Origin of the sequence: Streptomyces sp. NBC_01515 (assembly GCF_045040345.1) — a bacterium.
Classification (GTDB): Bacteria; Actinomycetota; Actinomycetes; order Streptomycetales; family Streptomycetaceae; genus Streptomyces.
Map to the genome: position 1 here is coordinate 5040820 of NZ_CP109416.1, position 24202 is coordinate 5065021.

The window sequence follows — 24202 nt, forward strand, 5'->3', positions numbered from 1 at the left end:
GCGCTACCGAAGGAGTTGCAGACTCCAGGTGTCCGCCTCCGGACTGCGCCGGTGGAAGACGTGCGGCTGAACCGGGTCGCACACCACCAGCAGGACGTCTCCCTCGCCCAGCACGACCTCGCGTTCGCCCCATGTGGAACGTCTCCTGCGATATCGAAGAACCTCAAGCCGCAGTACGTGCGGGCCTGGAGGAAGAGGAACGAAACGAACCTTCCGGATACTGGTCCGATCGACGCCAGAACTGACGCCCGCCTTCACTGACGGACACCAGGCACCACTTGGGCGACATGCTGCGGGGAGGATCGCGCAGGTCGACCTGGATCAACAGGCCGGTCCAGCCCCGGCGACGGGCCTTGCGGACGACACGGCGGGAGCGCCACTTCAACCGACCGCCGAAGAAACCCTCCACCCGCACCGTGACGTCTCCCACGCTTCCCAGGCTGGCAGGGACACACCGGAACCAGAAGCATGGCCCGGCAAAGAACGGACGAGGACTCGGGCCCGTCAACTCGCCCGCAGCATCAGCCCGATCCCGGCCACGAGCAGCAATGCCGCGGCGATACGGGGCGCACCGAACCGTTCCTTGAAGAAGACGGTGCCGATCGCCGCGCCGACGATGATCGACGACTCGCGCAAGGCTGCGATAGGGGCGAGTTCGGCGCGGGTCTGGGCCCACAGGACGAGGCCGTACGCCGTGAAGGACAGAGCCGCGCCGAGGAAGCCGACGGCGGCGAACGGCCTTAGTTTCGCGGCGAATTGGCCCCGCCAGCGATGCAGTGCGTACGCCGGGATGACCAGGCCCTCGATCACCATCAGCCAGGAGATGTACCCGAGCGAGGACCCCGAGGTGCGCACGCCCAGCCCGTCGACGACGGTGTACGCGGCGATCGCCACCCCCGTCGCCAACGCGGCCCCGATCGCGGGCCAGTTGGGCCGCCGCCCGCGCATTCCCCACAGGGCGACGCCGGTCAGGCCCGTGCACGACAGAGCGATACCGGCGGCGGCCCAGGCGTTCGGCACCTCGTGGGCGAAGACGGCGGCCAGCACGGTCACGAGGAGGGGCGCTGTACCGCGCGCGATCGGATACGCCTGCCCGAAGTCCCCCAGCTGGAAGGACTTCATCAGCAGCACGAAGTACACGACGTGAATGACGCCCGACACGATCAGATACGGCCATGCTCCCGCCGCCGGAAACGCTGCGAACGGCGCCAACGCCAACCCGATCACCGTCCCGCCGCCCGCGATGAGCGTGAAGCCGACGAGCTTGTCCGTGATGCGGTGGGCGAGGGCGTTCCAGCAGGCGTGGGTGACAGCGGCAAGCAGAACAGCGGCGGCGACCTCCGGAGTCACGAGGACTGCTCGCGCACATCCACCAGGGTGGCACCGGCGTACGCGACAAGCTCCTTGGGCTCCATGGGGAACACGGCATGCGGATTGCCCGCGGCGGCCCAGACGACATCATGCGCGAGCAGCGAACGATCGGCGAGCACACGAGTCTTCGTACGGTGCCCAAAGGGCGGCACGCCCCCGATGGCATACCCGGTCGTCTCCCGTACGACGTCCACCTTGGCCCGAGTGACCTTCTCCACCCCGAGTTCCCGCCGGACAAGCTCCACATCCACTCGGGACGCCCCGTCCATGAGCACCAGTACCGGGACCCCGTCCGCCGCGAAGATCAACGACTTGCAGATCTCACTCAACTCGCATCCGATCGCGGCGGCGGCCTCGGCTGCGGTACGGGTGGCGTCCGGAAACCGCCGAATACGACCGAGCAGATCCGCGAGCCCCAACTCCCTTAGCGCCTCGGCGAATCGGGGGTTGGCGCCGGTGTTGTCGTCTTCGGTGTTGTTCATGCTCATGGGGGCACGGTAGCGGTGGGTGTACTGGGCCTGCGACTGAGTTCCGACCGTCGGACCGCCCGCTTCTTGGTCAGTGTCGGGATTGCGGGAGCCGAGTAAAGGGCGCTCCCTGCGGTCGCGTCGGCTGCGCCGATTGCGCTGCGCTCCACCCTTGACTCGTCTCCCGCAATCCCGTTGTGAGAAGCGAGCGGGCGGCCCCGAGGGATGGGTGGCCAGGCGCGAATCCCGTCGGGTGGGCTGCGTTCCGGGCCGGGGTGTGGGGACGCGGTCGCGTCTCGCCAGCACGCCGGGCCGGCTCAGCGGCTACCGGCCGGTGGGGACTTGCCGCGCAGCAGGCCAGGAGGCCAAGTGGCAAGGGGCGCCGGGGAGTCCATGGCCGAGGGGAGGGAGTGGTAGGCGGAACTGAACCTCGGGCACGCATCAGGACTCCAGGCCCAGGCCTGGGCGAGGGGAGGCGTTCACACCCCGCCCGCCCGCCAGGTCGGGCCGGCGACTACCGGCCAGTGGGGGGAGAGTACGGGCGGGGACTGACCCCACGGGCATGCGTGCAGACCCCGGGCCGGGGCGGAGGGGTGTGCACGCGCCTCGCCTGTACGCCGGGCCGGCTCAGCGACTACCGGCCGGTGCGGCGCGCGGGGACCAACGCCACAAGCATCGGGCCATGGGCAACAAGCAGTGGGCGATGGGCAGTTCCGGGCCACGGCCCTGGAGGGAGGCTCCGGACTGGTACTGGGCGGCGGACCAGGCGATGTCCTGGGTGGTGGCCTGGACAGTGACTCCCCGTCCGTCGGTCGGCTCTCCCCGGGCCCCGGGACACCCGGTCCGCAGAAATGTGACAGTCGAAGCGAGAGTGTCACACTTCGCGGACCCACCTCCCCCCTCCCCCTCCTCGCCCCGGCCTCCGGTCCTGCCCCCTCAGGAGACTGAGGTCTTTTCTAACCGGTCAAAGGCCGCGACGGTGGTTAGATTTACCCCCGGCTTCCAGCAACCACCCACCCGGCCTCGGCCGCTGAGCCGGGGCGGGGCGTGCTGACGAGGCGGCAGCACGCCCCCATGCCTCATGCACCCGTGCTCTCTCTCCACCCCCACCGGCCGGTAGCCGCCAAGCCCACCCAACGTGCAGGCGAGACACGAACGCACCCCAGCGCACCGGCCCGGATCCAACCATGAAGGAGCAGTCCCCACCGCACATCCCACCCCACCGACGGGCAGCCGCTAAGCCCACCCGGCGCGCTGGCCAGGCGCGGACACGTACCCTCGCACCGACCCGGATCTACCCAAGGTGGCAGTCCCCACCGCGCCTCCCGCCCCACCGGCGGGTAGCCGCCGAACCGAGGCGGCGTGCTGGCCAGGCGCGGACGCGTCCCGTCGCACCGGCCCGGATCAAACCAGGGGGCAGCCCCCCACCGCACCCTCCCACCCCACCGGCGGGTAGCCGCTGAGCCAGCCCGGCGTGCAGGCGAGACGCGGACGCGTCCCCTCGCACCGGCCCGGATCAGCCCAAGGCAGCAGCCCCCCACCACACCCTCCCACCCCACCGGCGGGTAACCGCTGAGCCGACCCGGCGTGCAGGCGAGGCGCGACCGCGTCCCTCCACTCCGGCCCACGACCCAGCACAGGCAGGGGCCCACCCACCTTGGCCACCCATCCTTCCGGGCCGCTCGCTCGCTTCTGAAACGGGCTGGAGCGGCCCTAGTCAAGGGTGGAGCGGAGCGGAATCGGCGTAGCCGACGCGACCGCAGGGAGCGCCCTTTACTCGGGCCGCGGAAGCACGACACTGGCTGAGAAGCGAGTGGCCCTACGACCAGGTGACTTCTTTTGCCTGGGCGACAGCAGCCGTACGTCCCGGCGCCTCGTGGTACTTCCAGTACAAGTTCGTGTGGGCGATGACCTGCTCCGGCGGCGGCGCACCCCACCCGCTCAAGTCCGACGTGGTGTGGGCATCGCTGACCAGTGTCACGTCGTAGCCCCGTACGAAGGCGCCGTGAATCGTGGAGCGGATGCAGGCGTCGGTGGACGCGCCGGCCACCACCAGGCGTCCGACCCCGGCCTCGGCCAGTACCTGTTCCAAGGACGTGCCCTCGAAGGAGTCGGGGTAGCTCTTGGGGACGAGGGGTTCCGGGTCGCGGCGGGTCAGTTCGGGGACGTACTGCCAGGCCTCGCTGCCCTGGGGCACGTTCTCGTCGAAGTGCTGGACCCAGACGACCGGCACGGATTCCTCACGGGCCCTGTCGACGAGTCCGGCGATGTTGGCGACGACCGCGTCACGCCCGTACGCGTCGGCCACGACACCGACCTGGACGTCGATCACCAGGAGTGCGGTGTTGGGGCGTTCTGTGAGTGTGGTCATGCTCAACACGCTAGTGCGGCCCACTGACATCCGCCCGGCCCGGACCGGCCCCGCGACCGACGCGATCTGCCGCGCCACCCGAACTCGGTGACGCGGCAGATCAGTTGCCCGGTGCCTCAGTGCCTCGCGGCAGCCGCCTCAGGCCCGGACCAACTCCCGGTCCTCGTCGGGATCCGAGTCCTTGGAGTCCAGCTCGCGCAGGCCCTCGCCCTCGACGTCCACGTTCGGCAGCATCCGGTCCAGCCACTTCGGCAACCACCACGCCCGCTTGCCGAGCAGTGCCAGCACCGCCGGAACGATCGCCATGCGGACCACGAACGCGTCGAAGAAGACGGCGACCGCCAGGCCGAAGCCGATCATCTTGACCATGGACTCGCTGGAGGTGATGAAGCCGGCGAAGACCGCCATCATGATGACCGCCGCGGCCGTGACGACCCGGGCACCGTGCCTGAACCCGGTGACGACGGCCTGGCTGGGCTTCTCGCCATGGACGTACGCCTCGCGCATCCGGGTCACGAGGAACACCTCGTAGTCCATCGCCAGGCCGAAGACCACGCCCACCAGGAAGATCGGCATCATCGACATGATCGGGCCGGTCTCCTCCACGCCGATCAGGCCCGACAGCCAGCCCCACTGGAAGACGGCGACGACCGCGCCGAGCGAGGCGAGCACGCTGAGCAGGAAGCCGAGGGCCGCCTTCAGCGGGACCAGGATCGAGCGGAAGACGACGATCAACAACAAGAACGCCAGGCCTACCACCAGGGCCAGGTACGGGATCAGGGCGTCGTTGAGCTTCTGCGAGAAGTCGATGTTCATCGCCGTGGTGCCGGTGACCAGCACCTGCGCGTCCGTGTCGGCCTTGATGCCGGCGCCCTCGTCGCGGATGGAGTGCACCAGGTCCTCGGTGGTGACCGACGACGGCTTGGAGTCGGGCACGACGGTGATCGTCGCGGTGTCACCGGCCTTGTTGAACATGGCCGGACTGACCGAGACCACGTCGTCGAGGGTCTTGATCTTGTCGGTCACCGTGGTGGCGGCGGCCTTGGGCGCGTCGCTGTTCTTGGCGTCCACGACGATCATCAGCGGGCCGTTGAAGCCGGGGCCGAAGCCCTCCGCGAGGAGGTCGTAGGCCCGTCGCTGGGTGGTGGACGTCGGCTGCGAGCTGTCGTCGGGCAGACCCAGCTGGAGCTGGCTGGCCGGCAGCGCGATCGCGCCGAGGCCGAGCACGCTGAGGATCAGGACGGCGGCGGGGCGCCGTACGACGAAGCTCGCCCAGCGGGTGCCCATGTTCGGCCTGGCCGCCTTGGCCGCTTCCTTGGCACTGCCGCCGCCCAGCCACTTGGCCTTCTCGCCGGTGGGCTTGATCCTGCGGCCCGCGTAACCGAGCAGCGCCGGGATCATGGTCAGCGCGATGAACACCGCGACCACGACCGTGCCCGCCGCCGCGACACCCATCTTGGTCAGCATCGGCACGTTGACGACCGCGAGACCGGCCAGCGCGATGACGACCGTGAGACCGGCGAAGACCACCGCCGAACCCGCGGTGCCGACGGCCCGGCCGGCCGCGTCCTCGCGTTCGCGGCCCTCGGCCAGCTCGGCCCGGTAGCGGGACACGATGAACAGCGCGTAGTCGATGCCGACCGCGAGGCCGATCATCATCGCCAGCGTCGAGGTCGTGGATCCCAGGTCCAGCGTCTTCGCCAGGACTGTGATCGTCGAGACGCCGATCCCCACCCCGATGATCGCCGTCAGCAGCGGCAGGCCGGCCGAGACCAGCGAACCCAGGGTGATGAGGAGGACGACGGCGGCCAGGGCGATACCGATGATCTCGCCGACGCCCATCTCCGCGGCGGCCTGGAGCGCGTCACCGCCGACGTCGACGGTCAGCCCGGTGGCCCGGGCCTGGGACGCGGTGTCCTCCAGGGCGTCCTTGCTGGAGTCCTTGAGTTCCATGCCGGCGACGTCGTACTTCACCGAGGTGTAGGCGACCGTCCCGTCCTTGCTCACGGCGTTCGTGGTGAACGGGTCGGAGACGGAGACGACTTCGGAGCCGTCGGCCAGCTCCTTCACCGTCTTCTCGACGGTGGCCTTGTTGTCGGCGTCGGTCATCTTCTCGCCGCTCGGCGCCTTGAAGACGACACGCGCGGTGGCGCCGTCCGAACTGGAGCCGGGGAAGCGCTGGTCCAGCAGGTCGAAGGCCTTCTGGGCCTCGGTCCCGGGTATGGAGAAGGAGGTGGATCCGGCCGCGGGCGCGCTGGCCGCGCCGACTCCCGCGAGGGTCAGCAGCGCGATCCATAGAAGGGCGACGTAGTGCCGTCGCCTGAAGGCGAGACGGCCGACTTTGTAGAGGAACGTGGCCACGAGGGCGTACTCCCGGTCAGGTCGTGGGGTTCTTCGGGGCAGGGGTGATCGACCGGTTGGGGACACGGTTGATCGGCCCGACGACGTGAGCGGTTACGTCAGGTGGGCGCGCAGGGTGACTACAGGGGTGGGTGAATCAGGTGCTGGGTGAATCAGGTGGTGGGTACCGGTGCGCCCAGTGCGGGGAGCACCACGGCGTCGATGTACGACAGCAGGAAGGCCTGGGTGGGCGGCTGCTCGTCGATCATGGTGCGGGCGGCGAACCCGCCGATCATCATGTGCACGATGTACTCGATCGCCGGGTTGTCGGCACGGACCTCACCCCGGTCGATCGCCCGCTGGAGCATCGTCTGGAACTCCGCCATCTCGGGTTCGACGAGGTGTTCCCGGAACGCCTGAAGGAGGTCCGGGCTGCCGTGCATCGCCATGGCCAGGCCCCGCATGAGCGCGGAGTTCTGCTCCATCTCGCAGTCGTCCGACCGCATCGTGAGGGCGTGCAAGTCACCCCTGAGCGAACCGGTGTCGACGGCGGCGGCCGATGCGCCGGGCTTGCTGTGCCGCACCGCTTTGGCCACCAGCTCGGCCTTGCCGCCCCACTGACGGTAGAGCGTCGCCTTGCTGGACTTGGTGCGGGCCGCTACGGCGTCCATGGTCAGGGCGTCGTAGCCGACTTCCCGGAGCAGGTCGAGCACGGCCGCGTACAGCTCGGCCTCGCGCTCGGGTGTGATGCGACTGCGACGCGCCGTTGCGACTTCAGTCATGCCACTCACCTCTCCGGATCCGAACGAGACGGTTTCGTACCGCCTCGCGTAGTCATGAATGTAGCGCACTCTCCAACGAAACGAAACCGTTTCGTACGTGTGGAGAGTCACCCGCCGAGTCGCCCGCCGGGCAGCCGCCGGGTCACCCCGGCGATTTTTCATAAGTTGCCCGGGCCCGTCCCCCGGAAAAGCATAGGGAGGTGAGCTATCTGCGCCTGCCGCACCTCAGTGGCGACCTCCTGAGCTTCGTGGCCGAGGACGACCTCTGGCTGGCCCCTCTCGACGGCAGGGGCCGCGCCTGGCGGCTCACCGTCGACCGCACGAAGGTCGGCCACCCCCGCTTCTCGCCCGACGGCCGCCACATCGCGTACACGAGCTGGCGCAGCCTGGTCCCGGAGATCCATCTCGCGCCGGTCGAGGGCGGCCCCGGCCGCCGGCTCACGTACTGGGGCAGCGCCGACACCCAGGTCTGCGGCTGGACCCCGGACGGCGACATCCTCGCCGTCGCCTCGCACGGCGAGCCGTTCTCGTACTTCACCTGGGCCCACAAGGTCCCCACCGACGGCGACCCCGGCGGCCGGCTCCCCTGGGGCCCGGTCTCCGACATCCAACTCGCCGACGTCGACGGCGAACTCCAGACCCTGCTCCTGACCGGCACCCCACCCCACGAACCGGCCGCCTGGAAGCGCTACCGCGGCGGCGCCATGGGCCGCCTCTGGCTGCACGGCCGCCGCCTCCTCGCCGACCTCGAAGGCCACCTGCACTCCCCCATGTTCATCGACGGCCGCATCGCCTTCCTCTCCGACCACGAGGGCATCGGCAACCTCTACTCCTGTTCCTACGACGGCTCCGACCTCCGGCGCCACACCGACCACGACGCCTTCTACGCCCGGCACGCGGCGAGCGACGGCACCCGGGTCGTGTACCAGTGCGCCGGTGACCTGTGGATCGTCGACGACCTCTCCCCAACATCGGTCCCCCGCAAGCTGGACGTGCGGTTGAGCGGCCCGCGCGCGGGCCGCCGTACATACCAAGTACCCGCCGCCCAGCACGTCGACGGCATCTCGGTCGACGAGACGGGCCGCGCGAGCGCCGTCGTCGTACGCGGCAGCCTGTACTGGCTCACCCACCGCGACGGCCCCGCCCGCACCATCACCGACACCCCCGGCGTCCGGGTCCGCCTCCCCGAGATGTTGGGCTCCGGCGGACAGGTCGCCTACGTCACTGACGCGGACGGCGAGGACGCGATCGAGATCGCCTACCTCCCCCGCGCCACCGGCGAACGCGAGCCCCGCCGACTCGCCTCCGGCGAGGTGGGCCGCGTACTGGAGTTGGTGTCGGACACGGCCGGCGAGCGCCTCGCGATCGCGGCCCACGACGGACGGCTCCTGCTCCTGGACGCCACGGAGGACTCCAACGGCGAGGTGACCGAGCTGATCTGCTCGGTCAACGGCCCGGTAAGGGACCTGGCCTTCTCTCCGGACGGCACCTGGCTGACCTGGTCCCACCCCGGCATCGGCCGCTCGCTCCGCCAGATCAAGATGGCGCGGATAAAGGACCGTCTGATCGTCGACGTCACCAACGGCCGCTTCGAGGACGAGAATCCGGTCTTCACGCGGGACGGCCGCTACCTCGCCTTCCTCTCCTGGCGCGGCTTCGACCCGGTCTACGACGTCCACACCGGCGACCTGTCCTTCCCGCTCGGCTGCCGCCCCTACCTCGTCCCCCTCTCCTCGGCCACGCCCTCCCCGTTCGCGCTGACCCCGGAGGGCCGTCCGGCCGCCGGGGGCCTGGACGCGGCGGAGGACGACGACGGCGCGGACGGCGCGGTGACCGTGGAGGTGGAAGGACTGGAGAACAGGGTGACGCCCTTCCCCGTCTCCGCCTCCAAGTACTCGGCGCTGTACCCGGTTTCGGGCGGCGGACTGGTCTGGCTGCGCTGGCCGATCTCGGGCGCGCTGGGCGAGACCTTCGCCAACCCGGACGACACGAGCGGCCGTCCGACCCTCGAATACTTCAACATCAGCAAGGCGAAGAAGTCCGAACTGGTGGACCACCTCGACTGGTTCGCGGTGAGCGGAGACGGCTCACGCCTGGTAGTGGTGGACGAGGACGAACTGCGCGCGGTCCCCTCCACAGAGTCCGGCGACAGCGACTCGACGGTCTGGATCGACCTCCGCCGCATCCTCCACGAGGTGGACCCGCCCGCCGAGTGGCGCCAGGCGTACGAAGAGGCGGGCCGCCTGATCCGCGCGTACTACTGGGACCCGCGGATGTGCGGCATCGACTGGACGGGGGTCCTGGACCAGTACCGCCCGCTGATCGAACGGGTGGCATCCCCCGACGACTTCGCGGACCTGCTCCGTGAAGTCCTGGGCGAGTTGGGCACGTCCCACGCCTACGTCACCGCGTCCCGCCGCAACGAGGGCCCGCCCCACTACCAGCGCCGACAGGGCCTGCTGGGCGCCAACTTCGTGCGCAGGGAGGGTGGTTGGGCGGTGGCGCGCATCCTCCCCGGCGAGTCCTCCGACTCCAAGGCCCGCTCCCCCCTCGCCGGCACCGGCATCCGCGAGGGCGCGATCCTGACCCACGTGGACGGCCGCCCGGTGGACGAACTCACCGGCCCCTACCCTCTGTTGGCAGGCGCGGGCGGCACGACGGTGGAGCTGACCTTCACCCCGGCGGAGGGCGAGGGCAGGGCCCGCCGAGTCGCCGTGGTCCCCCTGATCGACGAACGCCCCCTGCGCTACCAGGACTGGGTGGCCAAACGCCGGGCGGTGGTAAGGGAGTTGAGCGGCGGCCACTGCGGCTACCTCCACATCCCCGACATGGGCGGCTCCGGCTGGGCCCAGTTCAACCGCGACCTACGCCTTGAGGTGTCCCGCCCGGCCCTCATCGTCGACGTCCGCGGCAACGCGGGCGGCCACATCAGCGAGCTGGTGGTCGAGAAACTCACCCGCACGATCCTCGGCTGGGACCTGACCCGCAACGCCCAACCGGTGTCGTACGCGTCAAATGCCCCCAGGGGCCCGGTGGTTGCCCTCGCCGACGAGGCAACCTCCTCGGACGGCGACATGATCACGGCTGCCTTCAAACTCCTCAAACTCGGCCCGGTGGTAGGCCAACGAACCTGGGGCGGAGTGGTCGGCATGACCGGCCGCCACCAACTCGGCGACGGCACGGTGATCACGGTCCCGATGAACGCCGCCTGGTTCGACGCGTACGGCTGGTCCGTGGAAAACCGGGGCGTGACCCCGGACTTGGAGATCCTCCGCACGCCGTTGGACTGGGCAGAGGGACGGCACGCGCAACTGGACGACGCAATCAAGCTGGCGCTCGACCTCCTGGCCATCCACCCGGCGGCAACCCCGCCCGACTACTCGGCGGTCCCGGACCGAAGCAGGCCAAAGTTGCCGCCACGTTCTTGAGAAGGGGACGCCAACTCCCTTCTTCTTTTAGGGGCGCGGGGAGCTGCGCACCCAGCCCCCACCGGGCCGGCACCCGAAAACGAAACGTGGGGCACCCCCAAACACAGGGCGCCCCACGCAACCAGACCTCAACTACGCGTCGTAGTCCTGGTCCATCTCCTGGTCCATGCGCTCCCGCGCACCCTGCCCCGTACGCTCAACGTCCTCGTCCCGCTGCTGACCGCGGTCCCGCGCCTGGTCCTTGCCCTGGTCCATACGGTCCTTGGCCTTGTCCGCGAGGTCCTTGGCCTTGTCCTGGAACTGGTCCTTCATACCCATGTGGGTTCACTCCCGTACTGATGGGGGGGATTTGCGGAGCCCCTAGGTGGGGCCTCGACCAGATTCACACGCCAGGACAAACCCCGCATTTCGATCAGTCACCCTCCGTGACACGCGCAGTGGCCCGCGCCGCTTCGTCCGCCGCCCCACCCGCCCCCACAAGCCCCGACCGCATCCCGTCCAGCCGAGACCCGAACCGCCGCATCTCCCGCTGCCCCACCGACCCGATGACCCCCGGCAGATACCCCCGCACCCCCTGCATCCCCCGCAACCACCACTGCCCGTACACATGACTCGACCGCCGCTCGATCCCGGCGACGATCCGATCCACGGCCGGCCCCAGCGGATACGTCTTGTTGGAGGGCCAGGGCAACCGCTCCCTCAACTCCCGCATGACCGCGTCCTGATCAGCCCCCCGCACCATGTCCGTGTCGGTCCACGACAGATACCCGACCCCGACCCGCACCCCCTTGTAACCGACCTCGGCCCGCAGACTGTGCGCGTACGCCTCGACCCCGGACTTGGACGCGCAGTACGCGGTCATCATCGGCGCCGGCGTGATCGCGGCCAGCGAGGCGATCTGCAGCAGATACCCCCGGCTCTCCATCAGCACGGGCAGAAACGCCCGCGCGGTCACGGCGGACCCGATCAGATTGACCTCGATCACCCGCCGCCAGGCGACCGGATCGGAGTCGAGGAAGGGCCCGCCGTTGGCGACACCGGCGTTGGCGACGACGATGTCGACCTTCCCGAACCGCTCCTTGACCTCGGCCGCGACCCGGGCCATCGCCTCGTGATCGGTGACATCGGCGTACCAGTGATCGCTGTCGGTGTGCAGCCGCTCGGAGACCTGCTTCAGCGCATCCGGTTCCAGCCCGACGAGCGCCAACTTGGCCCCGCGCGCGGAGAGTTTGCGGGCGAGCAACTCCCCGACACCCCGTGCGGCCCCGGTCACGACCGCGACCTGCCCTTCCAGACTCACCCTGCTGCTCATGCACCCTCCTTGACCTGATCGCCTTGATCGCTCTGATCGCTCTGACTGAACTGCACGTACGTCGCGGCCAGTTCACGGATCCTCGCGCTGACCGACTCCGGCGCCTCGACGGGCGTCATATGACCGAGCCCGGGAAGTTCGGTGATCCCAACGCAGTTGGGCAACGCGGCGACCAACGCCCGCGCATGCACCGGCGGCGTCATCCGGTCCGCCGTACCAACGACGACCGCCGTCGGCACCGCCAACTCCCGTACGCCGCCGTCGAGATCGAGCGAGTCGAGCACCCGCGACCACGCGTACCGCACCGCCCGCGGACACGCGTGCACGATCCGCGCACACGCCTCGACCATGTGCGGGGTCGAACCGGGGCCCATCGTCCCGTACTTGAGGATCCGCCGCGCGGTCGGCGTGACCGGCCCGAGCGGTGCCCGCGTCCCCAGTATCTTCCGGGTCAGCCGGGTCCGCATCCGCCCGGCCCGCAACGGCACCACGAGCGACTCGTCGACCAGCCGCGAACTCCCCGTACTGCACAGCAGAACGGCCGCCGCGTGCTCCCGGAACCCCGCCCGCCCAACCGCCGCGAGCACGGCCATCCCGCCCATGGAGTGCCCCGCGACCACGGCCTTCTCCCCGGGCGCGAGCGTCTCCTCCAGTACGGCTTCCAGGTCGTCGGCGAGCGCGTCGGTACTGTGCGCGACGGCCACCGGACTGCGCCCGTGCCCCCGCTGGTCGTAGGCGATGACGCGGTGATCGACGGACAGGTCCCGTATCTGCGCGGCCCAGAAGGCCGTGGAGCAGCACCAGCCGTGCGCGAGGACGACGGCGGGCGCGTCCTCGGGCCCGTGCACCTCGACGTGCAGCCGGGAGCCGTCGGCCGAGGTGGCGGTGAGTTCGCGGGCGGGGACGGGCGGGGCGTACGGCCCGGCGGCAACGTGCATGAGACGGCTCACGCGCTCGCCACCTCCGCCTCGACCTCCGCCTTCCTTTCGGTCTTCGCCCGGACCACCTCGTACTCCGTGAGGTCGACTCGCCTGGTGGCCTTGCGGAATTCGGCCGTGGTCCCGGGCCAGATGGTGGTGTTGCGGCCGGACGCGTCCATGTACCAGCTGGTGCAGCCGCCCGTGTTCCACACCGTGCGCTTCATACGGTCCTGTACGCGCCGGTTCCACGCGCTCACCGCGCTCGGCCGGGCGTCGAGGGCGACCCGGCCGCCCAGGACGTCCAACTGCCGTATGTAGTCGGCGAGATAGTTCAGCTGGGACTCGATCATCAGGATCATGGAGGACGTCCCGAGGCCGGTGTTGGGCCCGATGACGGTCATCCAGTTCGGGAACCCGGCCGCGGACGAGCCGCGCAGCGCCTGCATTCCGCCCTGCCACGCCTCGGCGAGCGTGCGCCCGTCCGCGCCGACGACCCGGTCGGCGATCGGCATGTCCGTGACGTGGAAGCCCGTGCCGAAGACGATCGCGTCGACCTCGGCCGTGGTGCCGTCGGCCGCGACGACCGTCGAACCGCGGACCTCGCTCAACCCGCTTGCCACGACGTCGACATTGGGCCGCGCGAGGGCCGGGTAGTAGGTGCGGGAGAGCAGGATGCGCTTGCAGCCGATGCGGTAGTCGGGGGTGAGTCTGGCCCGCAGCGCCGGGTCCTTGATGGCGCGGGCCATGTTCTTCTTCGCCAACTGCTCCACCAGGACAAGCTCGTTGGGCCGCTTGGTGAAGGCCTGGGTCTGCAACTCCCGTATGCCCCACAGGAGTCCGCGCCGGGCCTGGGTGGTGAAGGGCAGCGCGCGGTGTACGGCGCGTTCGGCGGCGCTGATGGGGCGGTCGACGCGGGGCATCACCCAGGGCGGGGTGCGCTGGAAGAGGGTGAGGCGCTCCACGTCGGGCTGGATCGCCGGCACGATCTGGATCGCGGAGGCGCCGGTGCCGACCATGGCGACGCGCTTGCCGCGCAGGTCGTAGTCGTGGTCCCAGCGGGCGGAGTGGAAGACCTTGCCGGGGAAGGAGTCGAGCCCCGGGACGTCCGGGACCTTGGGGTCGGACAGCGGCCCGGTGGCGGAGACGACGAGGTCCGCGGAGTAGGAACCGGCGGTGGTCTCGATGTCCCACCGCAGCCGCTCCGCGTCCCAAGTCATCATCTTGACCTCGGAGTTGAAGCGGATGTGCGGCCGGATCCGGAAGACGTCCGCGACGTTCTCCAGGTACGCGCGGATGTGCTCCTGCCCGGAGAAGGTGCGCGGCCAGTCGGCGTTCGGCGCGAAGGAGAACGAGTACAGATGGGACGGTACGTCGCAGGCGCAGCCGGGATAGCTGTTGTCCCGCCAGGTCCCGCCCACGCTGTCGGCGCGCTCCAGGACGACGAAGTCGGTGACGCCCTCGCGCCGCAACCGCACCGCGGCCCCCAGCCCCCCGAACCCGGACCCGATCACCGCCACCCGCACATGCTCGCGTTCGTGTTCGTGTTCGGTCATCCCGTGCCCTCCATACGACCCACGCAACCGCGCCAGTGAACACTGGCGCAATCGGAGCGTAGGGCAGCTTCGTACTCATGGGTAGGGGTCGGGACGACGAAAGTTACCGACGGTACGACGTAGGGTGCGGGCGTGGCGGAGAAGGCAGAGCAGGCGGAACCGGCGGAGAAGCGCGAGTACCGCATGGAGGAACTGGCCGAGGAGGCCGGCATCACGGTGCGCACCCTGCGCTTCTACCGCGAGCGCAAACTCATCCACCCGCCGCGCCGGGAAGGCCGTATCGCCTGGTACGACGAGACCCACCTGGCCCGCCTGCGAACCATCTCGGCACTTCTGGAGCGCGGCCACACCCTCAACGGCATCGCGGAACTCGCCGAGGCCTTCGACCACGGCCGCAACGTGGGCGAGCTGCTGGGCCTCGGCGCCCCCACCGAGGAGACGCCGGTCCGGCTCACCCCGGAAGCCCTCGCCGACTACTTCGGCGACCAGGCGACCCCGGAGAACTTCGCCGCCTCACTCGAACTCGGCTATCTCGGCACCGACGGCGGCGAGATCGTCCACATCAGCCGCCGTCTCCTCGACGTCACGGCCGCCCTGGTCCGCGAGGGCATCCCCCTCGCCGACGTCCTCAGCGCGGGCCGCCGCGTCCGCGCACACACGGACGCCCTCGCCGAACTCTTCACCGACCTCGTCATCTCCGGAAACCGCTCGGCGGAGGACCTGCAACGCCTACGACCACTGGCGAAGAGTGTCGTAGAGGCGGAGTTGTCGATGGCGATGGACCGCCGACTCCAGGCCGGCGGCGGCGACCAGGGACCTCAGAGGTCGTAGACCACCGTCACGGGCGCGTGGTCCGACCACCGCTCGTCATGCGTGGCCGCGCGCTCGACATACCCCTTGACCGCCTTGGCGGCGAGCCCGGCCGTCGAGACGTGATAGTCGATCCGCCATCCGCTGTCGTTGTCGAACGCCCGCCCCCGGTAGGACCACCAGGAGTACGGCCCTTCCACGTCCGGATGCAGGGCGCGTACGACGTCGACGTATGCCCCGTCGTCCGCGTCGAAGACGCTGCTCAGCCACTCCCTCTCCTCCGGCAGGAAGCCGGAGCTCTTCTGGTTGGCGCGCCAGTTCTTGAGGTCGGCAGGCTGGTGGGCGATGTTCCAGTCACCGCAGACGACGACCTCGCGCCCATCCGCGGCGGCCCGGTCACGCAGCCCCTTCAGATAGACGAGGAACTCGCCCATGAAGCGCACCTTCTCGTCCTGCCGCTCGGTGCCGACCTCGCCGGAGGGCAGGTAGAGGCTGGCGACCGTGACACCGGGGAGGTCGACCTCGACGTACCGACCGCTCCCGTCGAACTCGGCCGACCCGAAGCCGACTTGGACCCGGTCCGGCTCGCGGCGGCTGTAGAGGGAGACGCCCGCACGCCCCTTGGCGGCGGCCGGGGCATGCACGACGTGCCAGCCCTCGGGGGTACGGACGTGCTCCGGCAACTGCTCCGGCTCGGCCCGCACCTCCTGCAGACAGAGCACATCGGCGGAGGTCTCCGCGAGCCACTCCACGAAGCCCTTCTTCGCGGCGGCCCGCAGTCCGTTCACATTGGCAGAGGTCACAGTGAGCACTCGGGCACAATACCGGCACACTGGACGGAGTCCAGATCCGCCCTGCACAGACCCTCACGGGCCCGCACAGAACCCCGCAAACCCTCCCTACGCATAGAAGTACGATAATCGGCATGAATATACGAACCGTCCCGTTCGACCACCCCGACGCCGTCAAGCTGAACGACCAGGTCCAGGCGGAGTACCACGACCGCTACGGCGACGGCGGCGACGCCACGGCCCTGGACCCGTCGGACTTCACCCCGCCGAACGGTGTGTACCTGATCGCGTACGACGAGCACGACGACCCCGTGGCCACCGGCGGCTGGCGCTCCCAGGACGCGAACGGCGAGGGCAACAAGGACGGCGACGCCGAACTCAAGCGCATGTACGTGATCGAACAGGCCCGCGGCCTGGGCCTCGCCCGCCGCATACTGGCCGCCCTGGAGGACGACGCCCGCACGGCCGGCCGCACCCGCATGGTCCTGGAAACCGGCACCAAGCAGCCGGAGGCCATCGCCCTCTACACGTCCAGCGGCTACGAGCCCTGCGTGAAGTTCGGCTACTACCGCTTCCACGACGACAGCCGGTGCTTCGCGAAGACCCTGTGAGCCCTTGCGACTCCCACGACGGGGTCGTTCAGTGCCCGTGGTCCGCGGAGCGACTCATCGGGATATCTCGGCCGTAGAGATGGCCGCAGAACCGTAAGAGCGGAAAGACACCCGGGCGTCCAGATCGAGGCTGTTCGCGCCGGCCGGGGACGGTATCCGGAGCACCCTGTCGAGCACCGGCCCCAGTCGACCACAGCCCGAAGTCCTCGGCGCCGCAAACCGGTTGTCCGCGACCCCGAAGGCAACGACCAACGGGTCCTGTGACACGACAGTCGACGCCTTGGTCTCCTTGAGCACCAGCCGTATCGGATCCGCGTCGGTACCGATGGAGCACCCGGACGGCACCGCGGGCCCCGAGAGCCGGAACGTCAGGTCCAGCTCTCCGCGCCGCTCGTCGTTCGACTGGAAGTCGAAATAGCCCGCGTACCGGGGCGTGATCGCCAGCGGCATACCCCGGACCCGCACAGGTATGGCCGTCATCCCGCCGAAGACCTGGCGGAATTCACCGTTCACCGTGCCCTCGGCGAAGGTGATCGCCATGGCCCCACCGAGCGACTGATCGATACGACCGAGGGTCAGATGCCCGACGGCGGTCATGGCTTCACAGCGCCAGGCCGCGGGTTCGGCGCCTACAGGCAGCGCGGAGAGAGCCGGACAGGCACCGAAATCGGCGCCCCGCGCAATGGCCGTAGCGCCAGCCGCATGGGCCGGTCCCGCCGCGGCGCCCGCCCCCAGGGTCAGAGCGGCCAGCGACACGGCAAGGCGTCGAACCAGGCGGGCTGTGCGAGCGACACGAAGCATGGCGACCTCCGAATGAAGCGTCGAGTGGAGCGAGTTGAAGGAGCGGCTGCCCTCCGCCAGCATTGCAGACTTTTCTCTGCATAGAAAGACTTGCAGAGAAAAATCTGCAGAGGATCGGCTGTAGGCTGCCGCCGTGAGCACATCGCAGGAGTCCCCCGAGCCGGATCTCAAGCCGAACCCCGAGTCGGCTCCGGACCCGGCCCCCGAGCCAGACGACGCCCGCCGCACGGTCAGCGACCCGGCCGCGCTCAAGGCACTCGCCCATCCCCTGCGCCTGCGGATCCTGCGTCACCTCGGCATCCACGGCCCGGCCACCTCGACGACCCTCGCCGCCGCCCTCGGCGAGAACACCGGAACCCTGAGCTACCACCTGCGCCGACTGGAGCAGGGCGGGTTCATCGAGGACGCCCCGGACCAACCCGGCGGACGCGAACGCTGGTGGCGAGCGGTGCGCGGCCTGGACGTGCGCAGGCCCGCGCAGGACGAGATGACGGACGGCGAGCGGGCCGTAGCGAGCACACTCGACCGGTTGAGGATGGAAGAGGACGTCGAACTCGCCCGCCGCTTCATGGCGGAGCAGGCGAACGCGAAGGGGTGGATGCGAGGCTCACGGAGCCTCAGCCATCTCACCGCGGAAGAACTCGGCGCCTTCCACGACGCCTACCTGGACCTACTGGCCCGCTTCTCCCACGGCCCGGAAGACGCATCGCCCGGAGCCCGCCCCGTCCATCTACGGTGGTTCGGACTCCCCGCCGAATGAAGCGGCGGCGACTGCCGAACGACAGTCGAGGAAGGGCCGTTGAACGCCAAAGAGCCCCAGCCGGATCTCTCCGACTGGGGCTCTGAGCTGCGGTGGACCTGTGGGGATTTGAACCCCAGACCCCCTCGATGCGAACGAGGTGCGCTACCAGACTGCGCCACAGGCCCTTGCAACGAGTGAAACTCTAGCATCCCCGTCAGGGTGCTTGGAAATCCGTTCCTTGCCTGGTCACTCGTTGGCAGCGCGGGGTCGTTCGCCGTCCTCGTACTGGTCGAACAGGGGCGTACGGCCCCGCTCGCGGGCGCGGCGGGCGGAGGCTGCGCGACGGGCGTCGGTGCGGCCGTCCGCCGTCATCTTGTCCTCCGACAGGTCCTCCGCGTCCTCGTCCAGAACGTCCCCGGTGTCGCGGGCATCGCGGTCGTCCCGCGCGGCGGACTGCGCCTCCTGCTCCGGTGCAACAGAGCTGGAGCGGGCCGAACTCCACGCGTCCGGCGCCCCGAGGTCCACATCGGACGTGGCGCGCGGCGCGACCGGCGCGGTGACGTACGTCGGCAGCGGTACCGGTACCGGGTCCCAGCTGTCGCCCTGGCCCGGCCGGCGCTGTCGCTCGCGCTGCTGGTCGACCCACTCGGCGTGGTCGGTCTGCTCGACGAGGGCGCGACGGTCGGCGGCGAGTGCGGACAGCCCGGGGTCCGTCGCCGGTTCCGGGCCCTCCTCGGCGTCGTCGATCCCGGCGTCCACGGACGCGCGCCTGCGCGGCTGACGCTCCCTCAGTCGCTGCGCGGCGATCTCGGCGCGGCGCCGGTCCATCTGGTAGGCGAAGCGGCGGCGTTCCTGGGTGCGCAGGTAGGCGATGTACCCGCTGAGCAGGATCGCCGGTACACCGGGCGCCCAGAGCAGGGAGAGCCCGCCGACCGCCGCGACGATCGCGCCGAGCGTGAAGGCGAGGAAGAGCATCACGGTGGTACGTCGACGGCGCGCGAGCACCTTCACACGCCGGGCGCGCGCTGCCGCGGCCTCTTCGGCGGGCGAACGCCGCGCTACCGGGACGCGCTTGCGCGCAGGCGCGGAGGCGGGTGCGGGTGCGGGTGCGGACTTGGGTGCCTGGGCCGGCACGGAGGCTTGGTGCGGCGCCGACTTGGGCGCCTGCTCACGCGCCGGTTCACGGACCGGCTCGCGCTCGGGTTCGCGCGCCGATTCCCGTGCCGCCGCGCGCTCCGATTCACGGACCGCCGCGCGCTCCGATTCACGGACCGCCGCGCGCTCCGATTCACGGACCGCCCCGCGCTCCGGTTCTCGCGCCGCTTCCGGCCGCTCCTGGCTCTGCTGCCGGACGGGCGCCTTCACCTGGGGACGGGCCGGGGGCATGGCGAAGGCCCGGACGTCCACCGAGTCGGTGACGGCGTCCGGCACGACGGCGCTGGACTCCTCCTCCTCGGTGGAGCGCGCCCGCAGGTCCTTGGCGTACCGGCGCTCCATCCCCGCCCGTCCGGACAGCAGCCGGATGGCGGTGCTGAAGCGTTCCGTCGGACGGGCCTCGTTCAGCTCGTCCTGCCTACGGAGCCACATCGGCACCAAGTAGGCGGCCCAGGCCCCGACAATGACTGCGTAGATGAGGCCGCTGCTGCTCACGCCTCACACGGTAGAGGGGTTTGCGTGAGGCCATCTGCCAATTGAGTCGGTGTGTCGCACGATCTGGCTGATATTTCGAGCTTTTTTTGTGATGGATGCGATCAACAGGCCGCCGAGTTGGCGAATTCATTGCCCCAAGACGGTCATTCGTCGATCACTTTCGAACACTTATTCCATTTCTGGGCTTCGGATCCAACGGGCTTGCCGCTATGCCGGATTGTCGTGCGGGGTGCTCCGGGAGCGTGCCCGCTGCCAGCGGGCCAGCAACCCCTCGGGCACCTCTTCCGCGGTGAGCGCGAAGACCAGATGGTCGCGCCAGGCACCGTCGATGTGGAGATAACGGGGCCTGAGCCCCTCCTCACGGAATCCGAGTTTCTCGACGACCCGGCGGCTGGGGCCGTTCTCCGGGCGAATGCAGACCTCGATGCGGTGCAGTCCCACGGCTCGGAAACAGTGGTCCACGACGAGGGCCACGGATGTCGGCATCACTCCGCGGCCGGCCACCGACTCGTCCACCCAGTAGCCGATGTGACCCGAGCACATCGAGCCCCAGGTGATCCCGGCGACCGTCAACTGCCCGACCAGGCGCCCCTGGTATTCGATGACGAACGGCAGCATCCGGCCCGAGTTCGCCTCCGAGCGGAGATGCCGGACCATCTGCCGGTAGGTCGGCCGGTGCGCGATCGGCCCGCTGGGGGTGGGCGGCGGAATCGTCGCCTCCCAGGGACGCAGCCAGTCCCGGTTGCGCCGGTTGACATCGCGCCAGACGCGCTGGTCGCGCAGTTTTATCGGCCTCAGGACGATGTCGCCGTCCACCAGCACGGCGGGCCAGGATGGGCTGTTCAGCTCGCACCCCCACTGGTGTCGGCGGGTCTGGTGTGATCGCCGCCTCGGATCTGGTCGACGGCGTGCGCCAGCAGGGGCTCCAGGACGGCGAGGCCGTCCCTCACCCCGCCGGTGGACCCCGGCAGGTTGACGATCAGTGTGCCCCGGGCGACTCCGGCCAGGCCCCGGGAGAGCGCCGAAGTCGGCACCTTCTCCCGTCCGTACGCCCGGATGGCCTCGGCGATGCCCGGCACCTCGTAGTCGATCACCGCGCGGGTCGCCTCGGGGGTGCGGTCGGTGGGCGAGACGCCGGTGCCGCCGGTGGTGACGACGGCGTCGTAACCGGCGTCTACGGCGGCGCGCAGGGCGGCCTCCACCGGGTCGCCGTCGGGGACCACCTGCGGTCCCTCGACCGCGAAGCCGAAGCTCTTGAGGCCGTCGGCGATCAAGGGGCCGCCCTTGTCCTCGTAGACCCCGCCGGCGGCCCTGTTGGAGGCGGTGACCACCAGGGCGCGGTACTCCGCGGGCAGGGCGCTGTCGGGCGTCATGTCCGGCTCCAGTCGCCCGACTTGCCGCCCGTCTTCTCCTCCACGCGCACGTCCGTGATGACCGCTCCCTTGTCGACCGCCTTGACCATGTCGATCACGGTGAGCGCCGCTACGGAGACCGCGGTGAGGGCCTCCATCTCGACACCCGTGCGGTCCGTCGTCTTCACGGTGGCCCGGATCCGTACGGCGTCGTCCGCGACCGACAGATCCAGTTTCACACCAGACACCGACAACGGGTGGCAGAGCGGGATGAGGTCCGGGGTGCGTTTGGCACCCATGATCCCGGCGATGCGCGCGGTGGCCAGGGCGTCGCCCTTGGGGACGCCCTCGCCGCGCAGCAGTTCGACCACGCGGGGCGAGACGAGGACGCGTCCGCTGGCGGTGGCGGTGCGCGCGGTCACGTCCTTCCCGGACACGTCGACCATCCGGGCGGCGCCCGCGTCGTCGATGTGCGTCAGTCGGTCGTGCGCAGGGGGTCCAGGGGTTTCCCCCCGGAAAGGCTCAGTCATGCTGTGTGGCGCTCCCGGTCCGGGCGTGTTGTGCGCGACACGGTACCGCCAACCAGGAGTACTCAGCCGAGCAGGACCACTTCGACCTCGGTGCCGGGTTCCACGGACTCGACGTCCTCGGGGACGACGATCAGCGCGTCGGCGAGCGCGAGGGCCGCGACCAGGTGCGATCCGGCGCCCCCTACGGGGGTGACCTCGCCGTCGGCGTACGTCCCGCGCAGGAACTGTCTGCGCCCCTTCGGGGAGGTCAGCGCCTTGTCCGTGGTGAGGGTGGCCCGGGTCCTGGGGCGGTGGACGTCGTCCAGGCCCATCAGGGCGCGGATCGCGGGCCGGACGAACAGCTCGAAGGAGACGTACGACGACACCGGGTTGCCGGGGAGGGCCAGCAGCGGGATGTGGTCGGGGCCGATGGAGCCGAAGCCCTGGGGTTTGCCGGGCTGCATGGCGAGTTTGCGGAAGTCGATCCCGGCGCCCTCCTCGTCCTCGTCCCCTACGGAGGACAGCGCTTCCTTGACGACGTCGTACGCCCCGACGCTGACGCCGCCGGTGGTGACCATGAGGTCGGCGCGGACGAGCTGGTCCTCGATGGTGTCGCGGAGGGTCTCGGCGTCGTCGGCGACGGCACCGACCCGGTAGGCGATGGCTCCGGCGTCGCGGGCGGCGGCGGTGAGGGCGAAGCTGTTGGAGTCGTAGATCTGGCCGTCGCCCAACTGCTCGTCGGGCTGGACGAGTTCGCTGCCGGTGGACATGACGACCACGCGCGGGCGGGGGCGCACGCGGACCGTGCCGCGGCCGATCGCGGCGAGCAGGGCGATCTGCGGCGGGCCGAGGACGGTGCCGGCGTCCAGGGCGCGGTCGCCCGCCTTCACGTCGCTGCCCTTCGCGCGTACGTGCGCGCGTGCCTCCGCCGAGCGGTACACGTGCACGTGCCCGGTGGCCGCCTCGGGGTCCTGGCTGCGGGCCCGCATGCCGGTGACCGGGCCGCCGCCGAGGCCTCCGTCGGTCCACTCCACGGGGACAACGGCCTCGGCGCCGGGCGGGAGCGGGGCGCCGGTCATGATGCGGGCGGTCTCCCCCGGGCCCACGTGGAGCGGCTCGGCCTGGCCCGCCGCGACGTCGCCGACGACCGTCAGGACGGCCGGGAACTCCTCGCTCGCGCCCGCGACGTCCGTGACCCGCACCGCGTACCCGTCCATCGAGCTGTTGTCGAAGGGCGGGAGCGAGACCGGCACCGTGATGTCCTCGACCAGGACGCAGCCCTGGGCGTCGAGCAGTTGCAGCTCGATGGGTTCCAGGGGGCGGACGGTCGCGAGGATGTCCTCCAGGTGCTCGTCCACCGTCCAGAGGTGGTCGGGCCCTGCGGTGCGGGTCGCGGCGGTGCTCAACGTTGCTACATCTCCTCGGCTACGTAACTGCGAAGCCAGGCCCGGAAGTCCGGTCCCAGGTCTTCACGTTCGCACGCGAGTCTGACAATGGCACGCAGATAGTCGCCCCGGTCGCCGGTGTCATAGCGGCGGCCCTTGAAGACGACGCCGTGCACCGGGCCGCCGACCTTCTCGTCGGTGGCGAGCTGCTGGAGGGCGTCGGTGAGTTGGATCTCGCCGCCGCGGCCGGGCTCGGTCTTGCGCAGTATGTCGAAGATGTGGGGGTCGAGAACGTAGCGGCCGATGATCGCGTAGTTCGACGGGGCGTCGGCCGCGTCCGGCTTCTCGACCAGGCCGGTCACCTTGACGACGTCGTCGTCCGCGGTGGCCTCGACGGCCGCGCATCCGTAGAGGTGGATCTGCTCGGGTGCGACCTCCATGAGGGCGACGACGCTGCCGCCGTGCTGCTCCTGGACCTCGACCATGCGCGCGAGAAGGGGGTCGCGGGGGTCGATGAGGTCGTCCCCGAGGAGGACGGCGAAGGGCTCGTGGCCGACGTGCGGGGCCGCGCACAGGACGGCGTGGCCGAGGCCCTTGGGGTCGCCCTGGCGGACGTAGTGCATGGTCGCGAGGTCGCTGGACTCCTGGACCTTGGCGAGCCGGCTCGCGTCGCCCTTCTTCTGGAGGGCGGATTCGAGCTCGTAGTTGCGGTCGAAGTGGTCCTCAAGGGGGCGCTTGTTGCGTCCGGTGATCATGAGGACGTCGTCGAGCCCAGCCGACGCGGCCTCTTCGACCACGTACTGGATCGCGGGCTTGTCCACGACCGGCAGCATCTCCTTGGGAGTTGCCTTCGTGGCCGGCAGGAATCTGGTGCCGAGACCGGCTGCGGGGATGACAGCCTTGCTGATCCTGGGGTGCGACTGAGTCATGCCCGAACCTTATCCGGTGCCTTTGTGCAGAATCTGTGGCTCCGGTTAAAACGCTCTCATATGAGCCTATTAGGAAGG

General features: G+C 70.1%; 21 protein-coding genes and 1 tRNA gene. 4 read left to right on the top strand and 18 right to left on the bottom strand.

The annotated features are described in order from the left end of the window. Positions 1-504 precede the first annotated feature (504 nt). The 5 genes from OG407_RS22390 to OG407_RS22410 all read right to left on the bottom strand — a co-directional run bounded on the left by OG407_RS22390 (position 505) and on the right by OG407_RS22410 (position 7331). The gene (locus OG407_RS22390) at positions 505-1350 is read right to left on the bottom strand and encodes a DMT family transporter (RefSeq protein WP_405860561.1); all 846 of its coding nucleotides are present in this window, start codon (positions 1348-1350) and stop codon (positions 505-507) included. Further along, positions 1347-1859 carry a YbaK/EbsC family protein gene (locus OG407_RS22395; protein ID WP_405860563.1) on the bottom strand — a complete coding sequence of 171 codons (513 nt, stop codon included), beginning with the start codon at positions 1857-1859 and terminating at the stop codon, positions 1347-1349. The genes OG407_RS22390 and OG407_RS22395 overlap by 4 nt, the downstream gene beginning before the upstream one ends. 1798 nt (positions 1860-3657) lie before the next feature. Continuing rightward, complete coding sequence (locus OG407_RS22400; protein ID WP_405860565.1) at positions 3658-4209, bottom strand: cysteine hydrolase family protein; 552 nt, start codon at positions 4207-4209, stop codon at positions 3658-3660. A 138-nt stretch (positions 4210-4347) separates the two neighbouring features. Then, entirely contained in the window at positions 4348-6570 is a 2223-nt protein-coding gene (locus tag OG407_RS22405) for an MMPL family transporter (RefSeq protein ID WP_405860567.1), read from the bottom strand. Between the two features lie 152 nt (positions 6571-6722). Further along, positions 6723-7331 carry a TetR/AcrR family transcriptional regulator gene (locus tag OG407_RS22410; RefSeq protein ID WP_405860569.1) on the bottom strand — a complete coding sequence of 203 codons (609 nt, stop codon included), beginning with the start codon at positions 7329-7331 and terminating at the stop codon, positions 6723-6725. A 200-nt stretch (positions 7332-7531) separates the two neighbouring features. Here OG407_RS22410 and OG407_RS22415 point away from each other — a divergent pair, with 200 nt between their 5' ends. Next, positions 7532-10759 carry a S41 family peptidase gene (locus OG407_RS22415; RefSeq protein ID WP_405860571.1) on the top strand — a complete coding sequence of 1076 codons (3228 nt, stop codon included), beginning with the start codon at positions 7532-7534 and terminating at the stop codon, positions 10757-10759. Between the two features lie 132 nt (positions 10760-10891). On the opposite strand, the gene OG407_RS22420 is transcribed toward OG407_RS22415, so the two are convergent. From OG407_RS22420 to OG407_RS22435, 4 genes are all read right to left on the bottom strand, one after another. Further along, on the bottom strand, positions 10892-11077 hold the full coding sequence (locus OG407_RS22420; protein WP_328682605.1) for a hypothetical protein: 186 nt from the start codon (positions 11075-11077) through the stop codon (positions 10892-10894). A gap of 94 nt (positions 11078-11171) precedes the next feature. After that, positions 11172-12071: an SDR family oxidoreductase gene (locus tag OG407_RS22425; protein WP_405860573.1), complete on the bottom strand. Its 900-nt coding sequence runs from the start codon at positions 12069-12071 to the stop codon at positions 11172-11174. Continuing rightward, positions 12068-13021: an alpha/beta fold hydrolase gene (locus tag OG407_RS22430; protein WP_405860575.1), complete on the bottom strand. Its 954-nt coding sequence runs from the start codon at positions 13019-13021 to the stop codon at positions 12068-12070. The genes OG407_RS22425 and OG407_RS22430 overlap by 4 nt, the downstream gene beginning before the upstream one ends. Beyond that, positions 13018-14544 carry a flavin-containing monooxygenase gene (locus OG407_RS22435; RefSeq protein ID WP_405860577.1) on the bottom strand — a complete coding sequence of 509 codons (1527 nt, stop codon included), beginning with the start codon at positions 14542-14544 and terminating at the stop codon, positions 13018-13020. The genes OG407_RS22430 and OG407_RS22435 overlap by 4 nt, the downstream gene beginning before the upstream one ends. A gap of 183 nt (positions 14545-14727) precedes the next feature. Here OG407_RS22435 and OG407_RS22440 point away from each other — a divergent pair, with 183 nt between their 5' ends. Further along, a complete protein-coding gene (locus OG407_RS22440; protein WP_405868541.1) occupies positions 14728-15375 on the top strand; it encodes a MerR family transcriptional regulator in 648 nt (215 codons plus the stop codon). On the opposite strand, the gene OG407_RS22445 is transcribed toward OG407_RS22440, so the two are convergent. After that, complete coding sequence (locus OG407_RS22445; protein WP_405860579.1) at positions 15363-16166, bottom strand: exodeoxyribonuclease III; 804 nt, start codon at positions 16164-16166, stop codon at positions 15363-15365. The genes OG407_RS22440 and OG407_RS22445 overlap by 13 nt on opposite strands. Before the next feature lie 113 nt (positions 16167-16279). Here OG407_RS22445 and OG407_RS22450 point away from each other — a divergent pair, with 113 nt between their 5' ends. Then, positions 16280-16756, top strand: coding sequence for a GNAT family N-acetyltransferase (locus OG407_RS22450; RefSeq protein ID WP_405860581.1), 477 nt, complete (start codon positions 16280-16282; stop codon positions 16754-16756). A gap of 54 nt (positions 16757-16810) precedes the next feature. Here the strand turns inward: OG407_RS22450 and OG407_RS22455 are convergent, their stop codons facing one another. Then, positions 16811-17620: a hypothetical protein gene (locus OG407_RS22455; RefSeq protein ID WP_405860583.1), complete on the bottom strand. Its 810-nt coding sequence runs from the start codon at positions 17618-17620 to the stop codon at positions 16811-16813. Positions 17621-17690: 70 nt separating this feature from the next. On the opposite strand from OG407_RS22455, the gene OG407_RS22460 reads away from it, so the two are divergent. Beyond that, positions 17691-18317 carry an ArsR/SmtB family transcription factor gene (locus tag OG407_RS22460; RefSeq protein WP_405860585.1) on the top strand — a complete coding sequence of 209 codons (627 nt, stop codon included), beginning with the start codon at positions 17691-17693 and terminating at the stop codon, positions 18315-18317. 93 nt (positions 18318-18410) lie between these two features. Here OG407_RS22460 and OG407_RS22465 read toward each other — a convergent pair. The 7 genes from OG407_RS22465 to galU form a co-directional block, all read right to left on the bottom strand. After that, positions 18411-18484 (bottom strand) — tRNA-Ala (locus tag OG407_RS22465). A 61-nt stretch (positions 18485-18545) separates the two neighbouring features. Further along, the gene (gene glpR, locus OG407_RS22470; RefSeq protein ID WP_405860587.1) at positions 18546-19949 is read right to left on the bottom strand and encodes a gephyrin-like molybdotransferase receptor GlpR; all 1404 of its coding nucleotides are present in this window, start codon (positions 19947-19949) and stop codon (positions 18546-18548) included. A 207-nt stretch (positions 19950-20156) separates the two neighbouring features. Beyond that, complete coding sequence (locus OG407_RS22475) at positions 20157-20771, bottom strand: GNAT family protein (protein WP_327403388.1); 615 nt, start codon at positions 20769-20771, stop codon at positions 20157-20159. Positions 20772-20791: 20 nt separating this feature from the next. After that, positions 20792-21322 carry a molybdenum cofactor biosynthesis protein B gene (locus tag OG407_RS22480; protein ID WP_405860589.1) on the bottom strand — a complete coding sequence of 177 codons (531 nt, stop codon included), beginning with the start codon at positions 21320-21322 and terminating at the stop codon, positions 20792-20794. Further along, positions 21319-21831: a cyclic pyranopterin monophosphate synthase MoaC gene (moaC, locus tag OG407_RS22485; RefSeq protein ID WP_328682584.1), complete on the bottom strand. Its 513-nt coding sequence runs from the start codon at positions 21829-21831 to the stop codon at positions 21319-21321. Before moaC ends, OG407_RS22480 begins: the two co-directional genes overlap by 4 nt. A gap of 62 nt (positions 21832-21893) precedes the next feature. Beyond that, complete coding sequence (gene glp, locus OG407_RS22490) at positions 21894-23216, bottom strand: gephyrin-like molybdotransferase Glp (RefSeq protein ID WP_403588918.1); 1323 nt, start codon at positions 23214-23216, stop codon at positions 21894-21896. 5 nt (positions 23217-23221) lie between these two features. Next, positions 23222-24124, bottom strand: coding sequence for a UTP--glucose-1-phosphate uridylyltransferase GalU (gene galU / locus OG407_RS22495; RefSeq protein ID WP_033285666.1), 903 nt, complete (start codon positions 24122-24124; stop codon positions 23222-23224). Between the last annotated feature and the right edge of the window lie 78 nt (positions 24125-24202).